At 72.7% G+C, this 15,289-nt stretch carries 11 protein-coding genes; 7 read left to right on the top strand and 4 right to left on the bottom strand.

Annotation, left to right across the window (positions count from 1 at the left end; genetic code table 11):
* The 3 genes from M4J07_RS40700 to M4J07_RS40710 all read right to left on the bottom strand — a co-directional run.
* The coding region (locus M4J07_RS40700; RefSeq protein WP_255980943.1) for an alpha/beta hydrolase family protein at positions 1 to 1,991 on the bottom strand (1,991 nt) is incomplete at its 3' end.
* A 37-nt stretch (positions 1,992 to 2,028) separates the two neighbouring features.
* Complete coding sequence (locus tag M4J07_RS40705) at positions 2,029 to 3,669, bottom strand: ABC transporter substrate-binding protein (protein WP_255980945.1); 1,641 nt, start codon at positions 3,667 to 3,669, stop codon at positions 2,029 to 2,031.
* Between the two features lie 167 nt (positions 3,670 to 3,836).
* On the bottom strand, positions 3,837 to 4,727 hold the full coding sequence (locus tag M4J07_RS40710; protein ID WP_255980947.1) for a LysR family transcriptional regulator: 891 nt from the start codon (positions 4,725 to 4,727) through the stop codon (positions 3,837 to 3,839).
* A gap of 97 nt (positions 4,728 to 4,824) precedes the next feature.
* On the opposite strand from M4J07_RS40710, the gene M4J07_RS40715 reads away from it, so the two are divergent.
* From M4J07_RS40715 to M4J07_RS40745, 7 genes are all read left to right on the top strand, one after another.
* A complete protein-coding gene (locus M4J07_RS40715; RefSeq protein ID WP_255980949.1) occupies positions 4,825 to 5,532 on the top strand; it encodes a succinate dehydrogenase in 708 nt (235 codons plus the stop codon).
* Between the two features lie 5 nt (positions 5,533 to 5,537).
* Positions 5,538 to 7,496: a fumarate reductase/succinate dehydrogenase flavoprotein subunit gene (locus tag M4J07_RS40720; protein WP_255980951.1), complete on the top strand. Its 1,959-nt coding sequence runs from the start codon at positions 5,538 to 5,540 to the stop codon at positions 7,494 to 7,496.
* On the top strand, positions 7,493 to 8,239 hold the full coding sequence (locus M4J07_RS40725) for a succinate dehydrogenase/fumarate reductase iron-sulfur subunit (protein WP_255980953.1): 747 nt from the start codon (positions 7,493 to 7,495) through the stop codon (positions 8,237 to 8,239). The genes M4J07_RS40720 and M4J07_RS40725 overlap by 4 nt, the downstream gene beginning before the upstream one ends.
* Positions 8,240 to 8,345: 106 nt before the next feature.
* Positions 8,346 to 9,383, top strand: coding sequence for a hypothetical protein (locus M4J07_RS40730; RefSeq protein WP_255980955.1), 1,038 nt, complete (start codon positions 8,346 to 8,348; stop codon positions 9,381 to 9,383).
* A 17-nt stretch (positions 9,384 to 9,400) separates the two neighbouring features.
* Positions 9,401 to 10,078, top strand: a complete 678-nt coding sequence (locus tag M4J07_RS40735) for a hypothetical protein (protein ID WP_255980957.1) — start codon at positions 9,401 to 9,403, stop codon at positions 10,076 to 10,078.
* Positions 10,075 to 11,400, top strand: coding sequence for a nucleotidyl transferase AbiEii/AbiGii toxin family protein (locus M4J07_RS40740; protein WP_255980959.1), 1,326 nt, complete (start codon positions 10,075 to 10,077; stop codon positions 11,398 to 11,400). Before M4J07_RS40735 ends, M4J07_RS40740 begins: the two co-directional genes overlap by 4 nt.
* A 74-nt stretch (positions 11,401 to 11,474) precedes the next feature.
* Positions 11,475 to 13,001 carry an acyl-CoA synthetase gene (locus M4J07_RS40745; RefSeq protein WP_255980961.1) on the top strand — a complete coding sequence of 509 codons (1,527 nt, stop codon included), beginning with the start codon at positions 11,475 to 11,477 and terminating at the stop codon, positions 12,999 to 13,001.
* On the opposite strand, the gene M4J07_RS40750 is transcribed toward M4J07_RS40745, so the two are convergent.
* The coding region (locus M4J07_RS40750; protein WP_255980963.1) for an ATP-binding cassette domain-containing protein at positions 12,978 to 15,289 on the bottom strand (2,312 nt) is incomplete at its 5' end. The two genes, M4J07_RS40745 and M4J07_RS40750, sit on opposite strands and share 24 nt — an antisense overlap.

Genomic DNA, 15,289 nt, shown 5'->3' on the forward strand with positions numbered 1-15,289 from the left:
GCTGCACCGGCGGCGGGTTCGGGGGATGCCCCGTCCGCCGGCGCGGCCGTCGTGGGGGACGCTTCCGCCATGAGGTGCGCGGCGAGCCAGCGCTCGGCACGCGCGGCGGCGTCCAGGAGGTGATCGGGGTCGGTGAACTCGTGGCCCTCGCCGGGGTACACGCACAGCTCGACGGGGGCGCGGCCGGCCCGGGACAGCGCCCGGTACAGCTCGTGGGCCTGGCCGACCGGGGTGACCCGGTCGTCGGAGCCGTGGACGATCAGCGTGGGCGTCCCGGATCCGCCGTGGGCGGCGACGGCGGACCGGGCCCACAGGCCGGTGGGCTCGGCCGGGTCACCGATGGCGTACGTCCGGTCGTAGCCGCCGCCGATGTTGCTGGTGTGGCTGAAGCTGAACCAGTCGGTGGGGGCGGAGACGACGACGGCGGCGCGGAAGAGGTCGGTGCGGGCGGCGGCGAGCGCGGCGAGGTAGCCGCCGTAGCTGTGCCCGAGGATCGCCGTGCGGCCGGGGTCGGCGAGGCCGGTGTCCGTCAGGTGCCGCACGCCCGACAGGACGTCGTCGAGGTCGGCGCCGCCGGTGTCGCCGACGACGGCCCGGGCGTGGTCGAGCCCGTATCCGCTGCTGCCGCGTGGGTTGGGCAGCAGGACGAGGTATCCGGCGGCGGCCAGCGCGGGCGCGAGACCGAGGACGTCGGCCGGTGCGTGGGCGGCCGTCCACAGCCAGGACGGCCCGCCGTGCACCAGCACCGCGAGCGGCCGGGACACCGCGCGGGCGCCGTCGGACAGCAGCAGCCCGTGCACCGGGCGGCCGTCGGACGCCCGCCAGGCGCAGCTCGCGGTCACCACGCGGGACAGTTCGGGCAGCGCCGTGCGACGGTTCAGCGCGGTGACGGGCACCCAACTCCAGGCGTCGGGGCCGTCGGTGGCGGCGACCACGACCTCGGCGGGGCGCCCGGGTGCCTCCAGGACGGTCGCCACCAGACGGCCGTCGGCGCTGGGGGACAGCTCGGGCCGGAAGGAGGCGCCGTGCACGGTGGCCTCACCGCGCCACAGGGTGCGCGCGTCCCGGCCTACGCGTGATCCGGTGCCGTCCCAGCCCGCGTGGAGCAGCCGGCCGGGGGCGTCCTCCACGTGCAGCCAGGTGGCGTCCTCGATGCCGGGCACGGTGTGCGTCGCACCGGACTCCAGGTCCACGACGACGGGCCGTCCGGCCACGATGGAGATGCCCTCGACGACGGCGGCGAACCGCCCGTCGGCGCCGACCGCGGGTGCGGCGAGCTGGCCTCGCGGCGTGTACAGGGTGCGCGCGGTGCGGGCGTCGAGGTCGAGGGCGGCGAACCGGGCCGTGTAGTACCCGGCGGGCAGCGGGTCCTCGCCCACGGTCGCCACGGCGGTCCCGCCGCGCCAGGCGACGTTCCACACGGTGAGCCCGGCGGGCCCGGCCTCGCGCAGGGAGCCGTCGGCGAGACAGGCCAGGTGCAGGGTGCGACGGCCGCTCCCGGTGGTGAACCGCTCCGGGGCCGGCGCCGGGCCGAAACGGACCGGCGTGCCGAGGTTCATGCCGTCCCGTTCGGCGCCCTCGGGTGCGCACAGCAGCAGCGCCGTGCGGCCGTCGTCGGACAGGTGCAGCTCCTCCACGGCCCCGGGCAGCCGGTCGACGACCGTGCGGGTCCGGCCGGTGCGGGTGTCGAGCGTGGCCAGGCCGCCCGGGCCGGTGCCGTCCGCGGGTTCGGCGACGTGCAGCACGGTCTGCGCGTCGGGCAGCCAGCGCGGCAGCCGGCGGACCGTGTGCGACGGGTCGTCCGGCGCGTGCAGCGCCTGCCCGGTGCCGTCGCCGGGGACGGCGGCGAGGACGAGCGTCGTCCCGTCCGGGCCCGCGGCGGTCGCGGCGACGGCAGAGCCGTCCGGGCTGAGCCGGGCCTCCACGGGGTGCACCACGCGCAGCGTCTCGGCGAGGACGTCCCGCACGATGCGTGGGGCGGTGCCGGTCATGGAGGTTCCGTCTCTTCCGGTGAGGTGGGGCGGGGGGTCAGGCGGCCTTGCGGACGCGGGTGGCCCAGGGGCCGATCAGGGCGAACGGCCCCGGTTCCAGGAGCACGTACGTGTCGGACAGGGCGCTCGCGGTCTGCGCCCACCAGAGCGGCAGGTACGGCAGGTCCGTGCCGGCGGCCTGGACGGCCTTCATGAGCAGCGCGGCGCGCTCGTCCTTGTCCGTGGCCTTCTTCGCCCGGTCCAGCGCGGAGTTGACGTCCGCGTTGTCGTAGTGGGCGATGTTGGTGGCCGTGGACGCGGCGTTGAGGTACGGGTCGAGCAGTTCGGCGGGGTCGCCGGTGACGGGGAAGTACCAGAGGAACTGCAACGGCTGCTTGCCGGAGCCGAGTTCGGCCACCCACTGCTCCAGAGTGATCTCCTTGACCTTCAGCTCGATGCCGATCTTCTTCAGGGAGGCGGCCAGGGCGAGCGCGGCCTTGCCCAGCTGCGGGCCGCTGTTGGGGTAGTGCAGTTCGGCGGCGAACCCGTCCTTCGCGGACGAGCGGGCGAGTTCGGCGCGGGCCTTGTCGAGGTCGAAGGGCACGTCGGGGATCGCCGCGTAGCCCTTGTCGACCTCGGCGGCGCTGAGCAGGTCGCCCCACATGTCGCGGGAGGGCAGCGCGGCCGCGGTCTGTGCCTTCTTGCGGAGGATGCCGTCGACCATGCCGTCACGGTCGGCGGCGTGGGCCACGGCGCGGCGGACGTGCGGGTCGTTCCAGGGCGCCTTGGAGGTGTCGAAGGCGAGCGAGACGACGGAGCGATCGCCGGTGTACGTGACGTCGGCGGCCGACTTCCAGCTCGCGGCCTCGTCGGTGGCGAGGCCCAGGGCGCCGTCGATCTCGTGCGACTTCATGGCGACCAGGCGGGTGCCGGAGTCGGGCACGAAGGACAGCGTGAGCTTCTGCAGGGCGGGCTTGTCGCCCCACCACTTCGGGTTGCGCTCAAGCAGCACGTGGTCGTCGGCGGCGAACTCGGTGATCCGGTACGGGCCCGTGCCGAGCAGCAGCGTTCTGGCCGTGCCGATCCTGCCGCGGTTGCGGGTGAGGAACTTCCGGCTGCTGATCAGCATGCCGCCGGGGGAGGCGTTCCACAGGAACGAGGCGTCCGGCTGCTTCAGCGTGATGGTGACCTCGTGGTCGCCGGTGGCCTTGACGGACTGCACGCCCGCGTAGGCGTAGGAGAGCGCGTTGCCGTTGTCGGGGTCGCGGATCTCCTCGACGGTGGCGACCACGTCGTCGGCGGTGAAGGCGGTGCCGTCGCTGAAGGTCACGCCGCGCCGCAGGGTGAACACGTAGGTCGTGGTGTCGGGCTGCTTCCACCTCGTGGCCAGGCCCGGCCCGAGCTCTCCGGTGGGGCTCACCGAGAGCAGCGCCTCCTGGGCGAGCGTGGCGACCACGTAGTTGAGCACGCCGGACTCGCGGCCGACATCGAGGGTGGAGATCGAGGACGGCAGTGCGAGGGTCAGCCGGTCGATGACCGCGTCGGCACCCCGCGCGGCGGAGCTGCCGCCGTCGCCGTCGTCGGCGGGCTTCGGGGCGCAGGCGGCGAGCAGGCCCGACCCGGCGAGCAGGCCGAGGCCGCCGCCGGTGAGTGCCAGAACGCGCCGCCGGCTGACGTCGCCGCCGGATTGCGTGGTCATGGGTCCGCCCCTCGTCCAAGTGTCCACTGAGAATGCCCAACTGGACAGGGAAGGTATACGACCACTTGGGGGCCGTCAAAGCCCGGCTTATGAGCGTGCGTGCAGACCATGACAAAACACCCCGCACGGGCGGGGTGTGTCAGGCGAAGCGCGTCGGCGGGGGCGTGTCACCCGTCCCGTTCCACCAGCATTCGCTGAAGCTCGCGCGCCGCGCGGGGCGGGGCCACGTCCGAGCGGTGGGCCAGGGCGATCGTGCGGTGGAGACCGGGGCGGGCCAGCGGCGTGACGTGCAGATCGGCCCCGGCCCGCGTCGCCACCATCCACGGCACCACGGCCACCCCCAGCCCCGCCCGGACGAACCCGAGCACCGCGTCCATCTCCCCGCCCTCCACCGCGAAGTCCGGCTCGAACCCCTCCGCCCGGCAGGCCGCGACGGTCAGCTCCCGCAGGTCGTACCCGTGCCGGAACATGACGAGCCGCTCCCCCTCCAGGTCGGAGATCCGCACCGACTTCCGCCCCCGCCCGGGCCGCGGCGCCCCGGCCGACGACACCACCACCAGCTCCTCCCGCAACAGCTCGACCGTGGTGAGCGCGGGCGCGGGTGCCGGCAGTGGCAGGACGACCAGCGCGAGATCCAGCGCGCCGCGCGCCAGCTCCCGTACGAGGTCGTGCGAGCCGCCCTCCTCGATCATCAGCTGGATGCCGGGATAGCGGTCGTGGAAGGCGCGCAGTACGTCGGGCAGCAGGCCCGTGCAGAGCGACGGCGTCGCCCCGAGCCGCACCCGGCCGCGTCTGAGCTGCGCCAGCTCCTGCACCTCGTGCCGGGCGGTGTCCGCGTCGGCGAGGATGCGGCGGGCCAGCGGAAGGAGCGCCTCGCCCGCGTCGGTCAGCGTGATGTTGCCCCGGGCGCGCAGGAACAGATCCGCCCCCAGCTCTCGCTCAAGCGCCCGGATCTGCTGGGACAGCGACGGCTGGGCGACGTGGACCAGTTCGGCGGCGCGAGTGAAGTGCCTGGTCTCCGCGACGGCCACGAAGTAGTGGAGCTGCTGGAACTGCATGCGTACCAGAATAGTTCCCTCCATAGGGAAACCCTATGGAAATGAGGCGCACCATGTCTTGGACCGATCGGGCCCTTCGCCCCTACCGTCTGGAGACATGGCTCTGGCAACGCGGACGGACCGACGGTCCTCCATGACGCGCACGATCTGGGACAGCTCCCTCGGCAAGAAGACCGTGATGGCTGTCAGCGGCATCGTCATGCTGCTGTACCTGGTCGCGCACATGATCGGGAACCTCAAGATCTTCTTCGGCCCCGAGGAGATCAACCACTACGCCCACTGGCTGCGCACCATGGGCGGACCGGTGCTCCACTACGAGTGGGCCCTGTGGCTGGTCCGGATCGTGCTCGTCGTCGCCGTCGTGGCCCACGCCACGTCCGCGTACCAGCTCAGCCGCCGCGACATCAGGGCGCGCCCCAGCAAGTACGTGCACAAGAAGCCGTCCGCGAGCTACGCCACGCGCACCATGCGCTGGGGCGGCATCATCCTCGGCCTGTTCATCGTCTGGCACATCCTCGACCTGACGACCGGCACGGTGCACCCGGGCGGGTACGAGCACCTGCACCCGTACCAGAACATCATCGACACGTTCTCGACCTGGTACGGCAACGTCATCTACATCGTCGCGGTGGTCGCGCTCGGCTTCCACGTCCAGCACGGGTTCTGGAGCGCGGCGCAGACCCTCGGCGTCGGCAGCCGCAGCCGGGACCGCGTCCTGAAGACCGTCGGCACCGCACTCGCCGTACTGCTCACGCTCGGTTTCGTCGCCGTGCCCGTGGGCGTCATGACCGGATTGGTGAGCTGAAGAACATGACTCTGTCCTCCGAGTACGCGGAGTACTCCACCGGCGAACCGGTCGTCGACACCAAGGCCCCGGCCGGACCCGTGCACGAGCGCTGGGACAAGCGCCGCTTCGAGGCCAAGCTGGTCAACCCCGCCAACCGCCGCAAGCACACCGTCATCGTCGTCGGTACCGGCCTGGCCGGCGGTTCGGCGGGCGCGACGCTCGCCGAGCAGGGCTACCACGTCGTCCAGTTCTGCTACCAGGACTCCCCGCGCCGGGCCCACTCCATCGCCGCGCAGGGCGGCATCAACGCCGCGAAGAACTACCGCAACGACGGCGACTCCGTGCACCGGCTCTTCTACGACACCGTCAAGGGCGGCGACTTCCGGGCCCGCGAGTCCAACGTCCACCGGCTCGCCCAGATCTCCGTCGAGATCATCGACCAGTGCGTCGCCCAGGGCGTGCCCTTCGCCCGCGAGTACGGCGGACTCCTCGACACCCGGTCCTTCGGCGGCGTCCAGGTCTCGCGGACCTTCTACGCCCGCGGCCAGACGGGCCAGCAGCTCCTGCTCGGCGCCTACCAGGCCCTCAGCCGCCAGGTCGCCGCGGGCAATATCGAGCTGCACCCCCGTACCGAGATGCTCGACCTGGTCATCGTGGACGGCAAGGCGCGCGGCATCGTCGCCCGGGACCTCGTCACCGGGAAGATCGACACATACTTCGCCGACGCCGTGGTGCTCGCCTCCGGCGGCTACGGCAACGTCTTCTACCTGTCGACCAACGCGATGAACAGCAACGCCACGGCGATCTGGCGGGCGCACCGGCGCGGCGCCTACTTCGCCAACCCGTGCTTCACGCAGATCCACCCGACCTGCATCCCGCGCACCGGCGACCACCAGTCGAAGCTCACGCTGATGAGTGAGTCGCTGCGCAACGACGGACGGATCTGGGTGCCGAAGGCCAAGGGCGACGACCGCCCGGCCAACGAGATCCCCGAGGACGAGCGCGACTACTACCTGGAGCGCATCTACCCGTCCTTCGGCAACCTCGTGCCCCGCGACATCGCCTCCCGCGCCGCGAAGAACGTGTGTGACGAGGGGCGGGGCGTCGGACCCGGCGGCCAGGGCGTGTACCTGGACTTCGCCGACGCCATCCAGCGCATGGGCCGCAAGGCCGTCGAAGCCAAGTACGGCAACCTCTTCGACATGTACCAGCGGATCACCGACGAGGACCCGTACCAGGTGCCGATGCGCATCTACCCGGCCGTGCACTACACGATGGGCGGCCTGTGGGTCGACTACGACCTGTCGACCACGATCCCGGGCCTGTTCGCCATCGGCGAGGCCAACTTCTCCGACCACGGCGCCAACCGGCTCGGTGCCAGCGCGCTGATGCAGGGCCTCGCCGACGGCTACTTCGTCCTGCCCGCCACCATCAACGACTACCTCGCCAAGCACCCGCACGAGGAAGAAGTGACCGCCGAGCACCCCGCGACCGTGGAGGTCGTGCGCGAGACGGAGGAGCGGCTCACCAGGCTGCTCGCCGTCGACGGCGACCGGACGCCGGACTCCTTCCACCGTGAACTCGGCGAACTGATGTGGGAGTTCTGCGGCATGGCCCGCACGGAACAGGGCCTGCGCAAGGCCCTCGACCGGATCCCGCAGATCCGCGAGGAGTTCTGGCGCCGCATCAAGGTGCCCGGCACCGGCGAGGAGTTCAACCAGTCGCTGGAGAAGGCCAACCGCATCGTCGACTACATCGAGCTCGCCGAGCTCATGTGCCTCGACGCGCTGCACCGCGCCGAGTCCTGCGGCGGCCACTTCCGCGAGGAGTCGCAGACGCCCGACGGCGAGGCCGCCCGCCAGGACGAGGAGTTCTCCTACGCGGCCGCCTGGGAGTTCACCGGCACCGGCGCCTCCCCGGTCCTGCACAAGGAAGACCTGGTCTTCGAGTACGTCCACCCCACTCAGCGGAGCTACGCATGAAGCTCACCCTGCGCGTCTGGCGCCAGAAGAACGCCGACGCCGAAGGCGCCATGTCCACGTACGAGGTCGACGGGATCTCCCAGGACATGTCGTTCCTGGAGATGCTCGACACCCTCAACGAGGAACTCATCGTCAAGGGCGAGGACCCCGTCGCCTTCGACCACGACTGCCGCGAGGGCATCTGCGGCGCGTGCTCGCTCGTCATCAACGGCGACGCGCACGGCCCCGAGCGCACCACCACCTGCCAGCTGCACATGCGGTCGTTCCAGGACGGCGACACGATCGACATCGAGCCGTGGCGCGCCTCCGCCTTCCCGGTCATCAAGGACCTGGTCGTCGACCGCACCGCGTTCGACCGGATCATCCAGGCCGGCGGCTACATCACGGCACCGACGGGCGCCGCGCCCGAGGCGCACTCCACGCCCGTGCCGAAGCCCGACGCGGACTTCGCGTTCGAGCACGCCGAGTGCATCGGCTGCGGCGCGTGCGTGGCGGCCTGCCCCAACGGCGCGGCCATGCTCTTCACCTCCGCGAAGATCAACCACCTCAACGTCCTTCCGCAGGGCGCCCCGGAGCGCGAGACCCGGGTCCTGGACATGGTGGCGCAGATGGACGACGAGGGCTTCGGCGGCTGCACGCTGACCGGCGAGTGCGCGACGGCCTGCCCCAAGGGCATCCCGCTGTTCTCCATCACCAGCATGAACAAGGAGTGGCTGCGCGCGAACCGCAAGGTCGCCCGCTGACCCACCGAGAGGCGTCCCGCGAACAGCGCGGGGTGGGCGGGACCGGGAGGTGGTGCTCTCCCGGTCCCGTCATCGCGTTGTCGGTGCCCCCGGATACGCTGCGCGCATGATCTTCAAGCGCAGAGGGAGGGAGCGGTTCCTCGACGCCGTCACCGGTTTCGAGGCCGCTGTGGAGCAGCAGGACAGCGCGGGGGCCGAGCGCGCCTTCCGGCAGCTGCACCGGCACTACGGGAGCGCGGGGACGCAGGAGTTGGCGACGGGCGCGGCGCGCCTCGCGGGGGCACTGGCCGACGTGCCGCCGGGGCCGCGCGGCACGGTCGCGGTCGTCATCGGGGCGTGCGTCGAGCGCGGCGCCGACCCGCGCGCGTGCGCACCGGCGATCCTCGACGGCCTCGAGGACGCCGTCCGCGCCGCGGGCGAGTTCTGCGAGCGCTGGACCGACAGCGGGGACGACGAGCTCCCCGAGCCCGAGGATCCGGGGCCGGACGAGAAGGTCATCGAGCGCACCGGCTTCGAGCAGGCGATGGCCTGGTGGTCGCTGCCGCAGTGGGAGATGGCGTCCGTCGCGATGCTCAGCCACGCCGCCGTCCGCACCGGCCTCGACCCGGCACGGCGCGCCGCGCTCCTGACGTCGGTGCGGGCCGTCGAGGAGGCGTCAGGACACGACTTCAAGTGCCTGAAGTACGCCCTGCTGGTCCTGGACGACGAACCGCTGGTCGTGTTCGACCGGCCGAGCGGCACCGGCTACGCCCTGCGGATGAGCGGCATCGGCGACACCTTCCAGTTGCACACGCTGCTCGCCCACCAGCTGGTGGGCGGCGGGCATCTGCCCGGCTCCGCGCCCGCGCCGCAGGAGGTCGCCGTGTGCCGGGACGCGCCGGGCCAGGTCCCGACCCGGGGCGCATTCAATCTGGTGGCGCCGGACGGCAGTTGGATATGGAATGAGGGCACGCCCAGCGACATACCCGTCGTCGACGGCTCCCGCCTGCTCGTCCTCGACCCGCCGCCGTACGACCGCGGCTGGCCGGCCGGACGGTTCTTCCCGGGGATGACGGGCGACCTGGTCCTGGAGCGGGTGCTCACAGCGGAGGAGACGGCACAGTGGTCCGCCCACGTCGAACCGGCCAAGAGGCTGGGCAACTAGAGGGCTTCGACGGCGAGTTGGAGACCCACCTCACCGTCGATGTCGTCGGCGCCGCCGGAGCCGCCGGAGCCGACGGAGCCGACGGAGCCGACGGAGCCGACGACGGCACGGTCGCGCGGCTCGCCTCCTGGGCGGCGGCCCGCGGACTCGGCTTCACGCACATCGTGCTCGCCCGTGGCCGGCACCGCTCCCAGCCGATGGTGACGCTGCGCGGCCGGGGGCGGGCCGACGCGTGGATCGCGGGCCGGGTCGCGCGGACCGTCGAGGACCTCGCCCGGGACGGCTTCCTCGTCGTCCGGGCGAAGACGGAGGCCGCGCCGTGGGCCGCCGGAGTGCCGGCGACCGACGCCGAGGCCGACGTCGCCCCGGCGCACCTGCACTTCGAGCACCACGTCAAGGTGCTCCTGGACGCGGACCGCGCCCCTCGGGCGCTCGCCGCGCACGTCGAGCGGCACACCGCGCACGTGTCCTGGAACGCCCGCCGCACCCGCGCCGACGGACGTCACGAACGCTTCGTGACCCAGCGCTGCCACGGAGTCGGCCGGGACACCGCCGGGCGGCGCCTCGACGCGCTCCTCGCGGACCTCGCCGCCGCCCCCGGCGTGCGGATCCTGGAGACCGAGCGCGAGTACGTCCTGCACGACACCCGCCTCGCGCTCGACGCGGGCTGGATCACGGAGGGAGATCCGTCATGACACCGTCCCCACAGTCCCCACAGCCGCCCGACGACCACGTCTGGCGGCGCGCCCTGCACGCGCAGGACCCGATCCCGCACACCTCCCCGGCGGAGGAGGTCCGCTGGGGCCTCGCCCTGCCGCGCACCCTCGTGCCCGCGCCCGAGGGACTCGACCAGCGGGCCGTCTTCGACCCGGCCCTGCTCCAGTTCCCGTACGCCTATCGGGCGGGCGACCCCCGGTTCACGAGCGAGGACGAGGCGCGGGCCTGGTTCCTCGCCCGGCGTACCGCCCTCGACCTGGTGCTCGCCGCCGTCGCCGGCACTCCGCTCGGCGCACGTCTGGTGCTGCGCGGCAGTGCGCTGATGGCCACCTGGTTCGGCGCCGCCGCGCGCGAGCCGGGTGACCTCGACTACGTGGCGCCCGCCGACTGGGAGTTCGAGGGCACCGAGGCCCGGGAACTGTTCGGGCAGCTCGCGGCCGCCGCGCAGCGCACCGCGTGGGACCGGCCCGACGGGGGCGTCCGGATCGACGCCGACGGCGCGGTGACCGAGGACATCTGGACGTACGACCGGGTGCCGGGGCGACGGCTGCTGCTGCCGTGGACCGCGCCGGGCACGGCGGGCGGCACCGTACAGATCGACGTCGTCTTCCACGAACTCCTCGCGTCCCCGGCCGTCCCCACCCCGCTGCGCCCGCTCGGCGCGGGTCCGGGCACGGTCGTCGACGCGGTCACGCCTGAACTGTCGCTGGCCTGGAAGGTCATGTGGCTGGTCAGCGACATCCACCCGCAGGGCAAGGACCTCTACGACGCGGTCCTCCTCGCCGAGCGTTCCGCACCCTCCTACGAGGTGCTGCAGGCCGCGTTCGTGCTCGCGGGCGACGAGCTGCTGCGGCCGGGCGGGCGCTGGTGGCTGACGGAGATCGCCGAGTGCGCCGACATCGGCTGGGAGCACTTCCGGAGTGAGTATCCGCAGGTGACGGGGGAGGCGGCCGAGTACATCGACCGTCTGCGAGCCGTCCTCGAACCGTTCGCCGAGCGAGCCGAGGGCGAAGCGGCGTCGGACCCGTACGAGCGGTGGGCGCGCTGGCTGGCCCCGCTCGTCGCGCACGTCCGCGCGACGGCGCCGGACGCGCCCGTGCCCGCCGTCGCGGCCCGGACGACGGAGGCCGGCCGCTGGGGATTCCTGGCCTCGGTGGTCGTCGTGCGCGAGGTCGTCGGGCGGGAGGCGATGACCGTGGACCAGGCACGCGCCGCCGTACTGGAGCGGACCGACCGCTGGGCGCACCTGCGGCAGCGCCCCGACCTGTGGTCCCGGCTCCTGACGGAACTGGGTTCCTGACGGAACTGGGTTCCTGACGGAACGGGGCCGACGACCCCTGACGTACCGTCACATCGCGGGGGTACCTTCACCCCATGCATCCGGGAGCGTTCGACCCAGTCAGGGCCGCCGTCGTCACCGCCGACGGCGGCACCACGCTGACGTACGGCGAGTTGGAGGAGAACTCGCTGCGTCTCGCCGACCACCTGCGCAGGGCGGGACTGCGCAGGGGTGACCACGTGGCCCTCCTGTCCGACAACGATCCACGCGTCATGGAGGTCTACTGGGCCGCCATGCGTTCCGGGCTCTACCTCACCGCCGTCAACCACCACCTGACCGCCGACGAAGCCGCGTACATCGTGCGGGACTGCGGGGCGAAGGCGCTGATCGTCGCCGACGGCGCGCTCGGTGAACTCGCCGCGCGGGTCGTGGAGTTGGTGACCGAGGTGGAGCACCTGCTCGGCTTCGGCGACGGGACGTACGCCGCCGCCCTCGCCGCCGCGTCCGCCGAGCCGCCCACCGTGCAGCCGCGCGGGGCCGACATGCTGTACTCGTCCGGCACCACGGGACGCCCCAAGGGCATCGAGCCCGCGCTGCCCGACGGGGACATCCGCACCGACCCGACCACGTACCAGCTGCTGTTCCAGCCCATGTACGGCTTCGGCGAGGACACCGTCTACCTCTGTCCGGCGCCGCTCTACCACGCGGCGCCACTGCGGTTCTGCGGCACGATCACCGCGACCGGCGGCACCGTCGTCCTGATGAAGTCCTTCGACGCACAAGGGGCGTTGGCGGCGATCGCCCGGCACCGGGTCACGCACAGCCAGTGGGTGCCGACCATGTTCGTGCGGATGCTGAAGCTCCCGGCACAGGTCCGCGAGCGGTACGACACCTCGTCGATGAAGGTCGCCATCCACGCCGCCGCGCCCTGCCCGGTGGAGGTGAAGCGGCGGATGATGGACTGGTGGGGCCCCGTCCTGTACGAGTACTACTCGTCGACGGAGGGGAACGGGATCACCTTCATCGGCCCCGACGAATGGCTGCGCAAGCCGGGTTCGGTGGGGCGTGCCGGGCTCCTCGGCGAGCTGCGGATCTGCGACGAGGCGGGCAAGGTGCTGCCGCCGGGGGAGACCGGCGTCGTCTACTTCGAGCGCGACGAACTGCCCTTCCGCTACCACCGCGACGACGGCCGCACCCGCGAGGCCCAGCATCCCGACCACCCCAACTGGACCACCACGGGCGACATCGGGCACGCCGACGAGGACGGCTACCTCTACCTCACCGACCGCAAGGCGTTCACGATCATCTCGGGCGGGGTCAACATCTACCCGCAGGAGATCGAGGACTGCCTCGTGCTGCATCCGGCGGTGGCGGACGTGGCCGTCATCGGGGTGCCGGACGAGGAGATGGGGGAGTCGGTGCGCGCGGTGGTGCAGCCCGCCGAAGGCGTCGAGCCGGGGCCGGACCTCGGCGAGGAACTGACCGCGTACGTCCGGGACCGGATGGCGCGCTACAAGGTGCCGCGGCACGTGGACTTCGTGACGTCGCTGCCGCGCACCCCGACGGGCAAACTGGCCAAGGGGAAGCTCCGGCAGGCGTCAGCCGGCCGTCCGACGCCGTAGGTAGGGGGCGGTCCGACTCGTCGGGTCGGCGGCCACCACGGCGGGCGGTCCGGCCACCACGACCCGGCCGCCCGCGGCACCGCCGCCCGGCCCCATGTCCACGACCCAGTCCGCCCCGGCGACCACCGCCATGTCGTGCTCGACCACCACCACGGTGTGCCCCGCGTCGACGAGCCCGTGCAGCTGCCGCAGCAGCACCTCCACGTCGGCCGGGTGCAGCCCGGTCGTCGGCTCGTCCAGCAGGTACAGGGTGTGGCCGCGCCGCACCCGCTGCAACTCGCTGGCCAGCTTGATGCGTTGGGCCTCGCCGCCGGAGAGCTCGGTGGCCGGCTGGCCGAGCCGCAGATAGCCCAGACCCACGTCGAGGAGCGTGCGCAGGCTCCGCAGCACCGATCCGGCCGCCTCGTCGTCCGCGAAGAACGCGGCCGCCGACTCCACGGTCAGATCGAGCACCTCCGCGATGTTCCGCCCCCGGTAGGTGATCGCCAGGGTCTCGGGGTTGTAGCGGGCGCCCGCGCAGTCCGGGCACGGCGCGTACGTGCTGGGCAGGAAGAGGAGCTCGACGCTGACGAACCCCTCGCCCTGGCAGGTCTCGCACCGCCCGCCGGTGACGTTGAAGGAGAAACGGCCGACGCCGTAACCGCGGGCCCGTGCCTCGTCCGTGGCCGCGAAGACCTTGCGGACGACGTCGAACAGGCCCGTGTAGGTCGCCAGGTTGGAGCGCGGCGTGCGGCCGATCGGCTTCTGGTCCACGACCACCAGGCGCCCCACGCCGTCGAGTTCCTCGGTGATCTCGCCGATGAGCGTCGACTTGCCGGAGCCGGAGACGCCCGTGACGGCGCTGAACGCGCCGAGCGGCAGCTCCACGGTCACGTCCCGCAGGTTGTGCCGGGTCACCGGGCCGACCTTCAGCCACCCCTTCGGCTCCCGGACCCGGCGCTCGGGCGCCGGTGAGTCGTCGAAGAGGAAGCGGGCCGTCGCCGAGCCCTCGACGCCCGCGAGGTCCGCCACCGGGCCGCTGTGCAGCACCTGCCCGCCGTGCTCCCCGGCCAGCGGTCCCACGTCGACCAGCCAGTCGGCGCGGCGCACCACGTCCAGGTGGTGCTCGACCACGAAGACGGAGTTGCCCGCCGACTTGAGGCGGTCGAGGACCGTCAGGAGCGACGCGGTGTCGGCGGGGTGCAGCCCGGCCGACGGCTCGTCGAGGACGTACACGACACCGAACAGGCCGGACCTCAACTGCGTTGCCAGGCGCAGGCGTTGCAGCTCGCCCGCCGACAGGGTCGGGGTCGGCCGGTCCAGGCTGAGGTAGCCGAGGCCGAGCTCGGTGACCGTCCCGATCCGGGCGCACAGGTCCTCGGTGAGGACCCGCGCGGTCTCCGAGTCGTCCCCCGACTCCGTGAGGAGCCCGGCCAGTTCGGCGAGGGGGAGCCGGGCGAGCTCGGCGATCGTCCGGCCCGCGAACGTGACGGCCAGTGCCTCCGCGCGCAGCCTCGCCCCGCCGCACGTCGGGCACGGCGCGCTCGCCAGGAACCGCTCCGCCTTCGCCCGCAGCGTCGCGCTCTTGGAGTCCGAGAACGTCTTGAGCACATAGCGGTTCGCGCTCATGTACGTTCCCTGGTACGGGCGTTGGATCCGGTCCGCGTCCCGCACCGGATGCACGGTGACCACCGGCTGCTCGTCCGTGAAGAGGATCCAGTCGCGGTCCTCCTGCTTCAACTCCCGCCAGGGACGGTCGACGTCGTAGCCGAGCGTGTCGAGGATGTCGCGCAGGTTCTTGCCCTGCCAGGCGCCCGGCCAGGCCGCGACGGCGCCGTCCCGGACGGACAGCGACGGATCGGGGACGAGCAGCGCCTCCGTGGTGCGGTGCACCAGGCCCAGGCCGTGGCACGCCGGGCACGCCCCGGCCGCCGTGTTCGGCGAGAAGGCGTCCGAGTCGAGCCGCTCGGCGCCCTCCGGGTAGCGCCCGGCCCGGGAGAGCAGCATGCGCAGCGAGTTCGACAGCGTCGTGACCGTGCCGACCGAGGAGCGTGACGTCGGCGCCGAGCGGCTCTGCTGCAGCGACACGGCCGGCGGCAGACCGCTGATCTCGCCGACCTTCGGTGCGCCGACCTGGTGAATCAGCCGGCGCGCGTAGGGGGCCACCGACTCGAAGTAGCGGCGCTGCGCCTCGGCGTAGACGGTGCCGAAGGCCAGCGACGACTTGCCCGACCCCGAGACCCCGGTGAAGACCGCCAGGACATCGCGCGGGATGTCCACGTCGACGCCCCGCAGGTTGTGCTCACGGG

The organism is Streptomyces longispororuber (assembly GCF_024448165.1).
In the GTDB taxonomy this organism is placed as follows: Bacteria; Actinomycetota; Actinomycetes; order Streptomycetales; family Streptomycetaceae; genus Streptomyces; species Streptomyces longispororuber_A.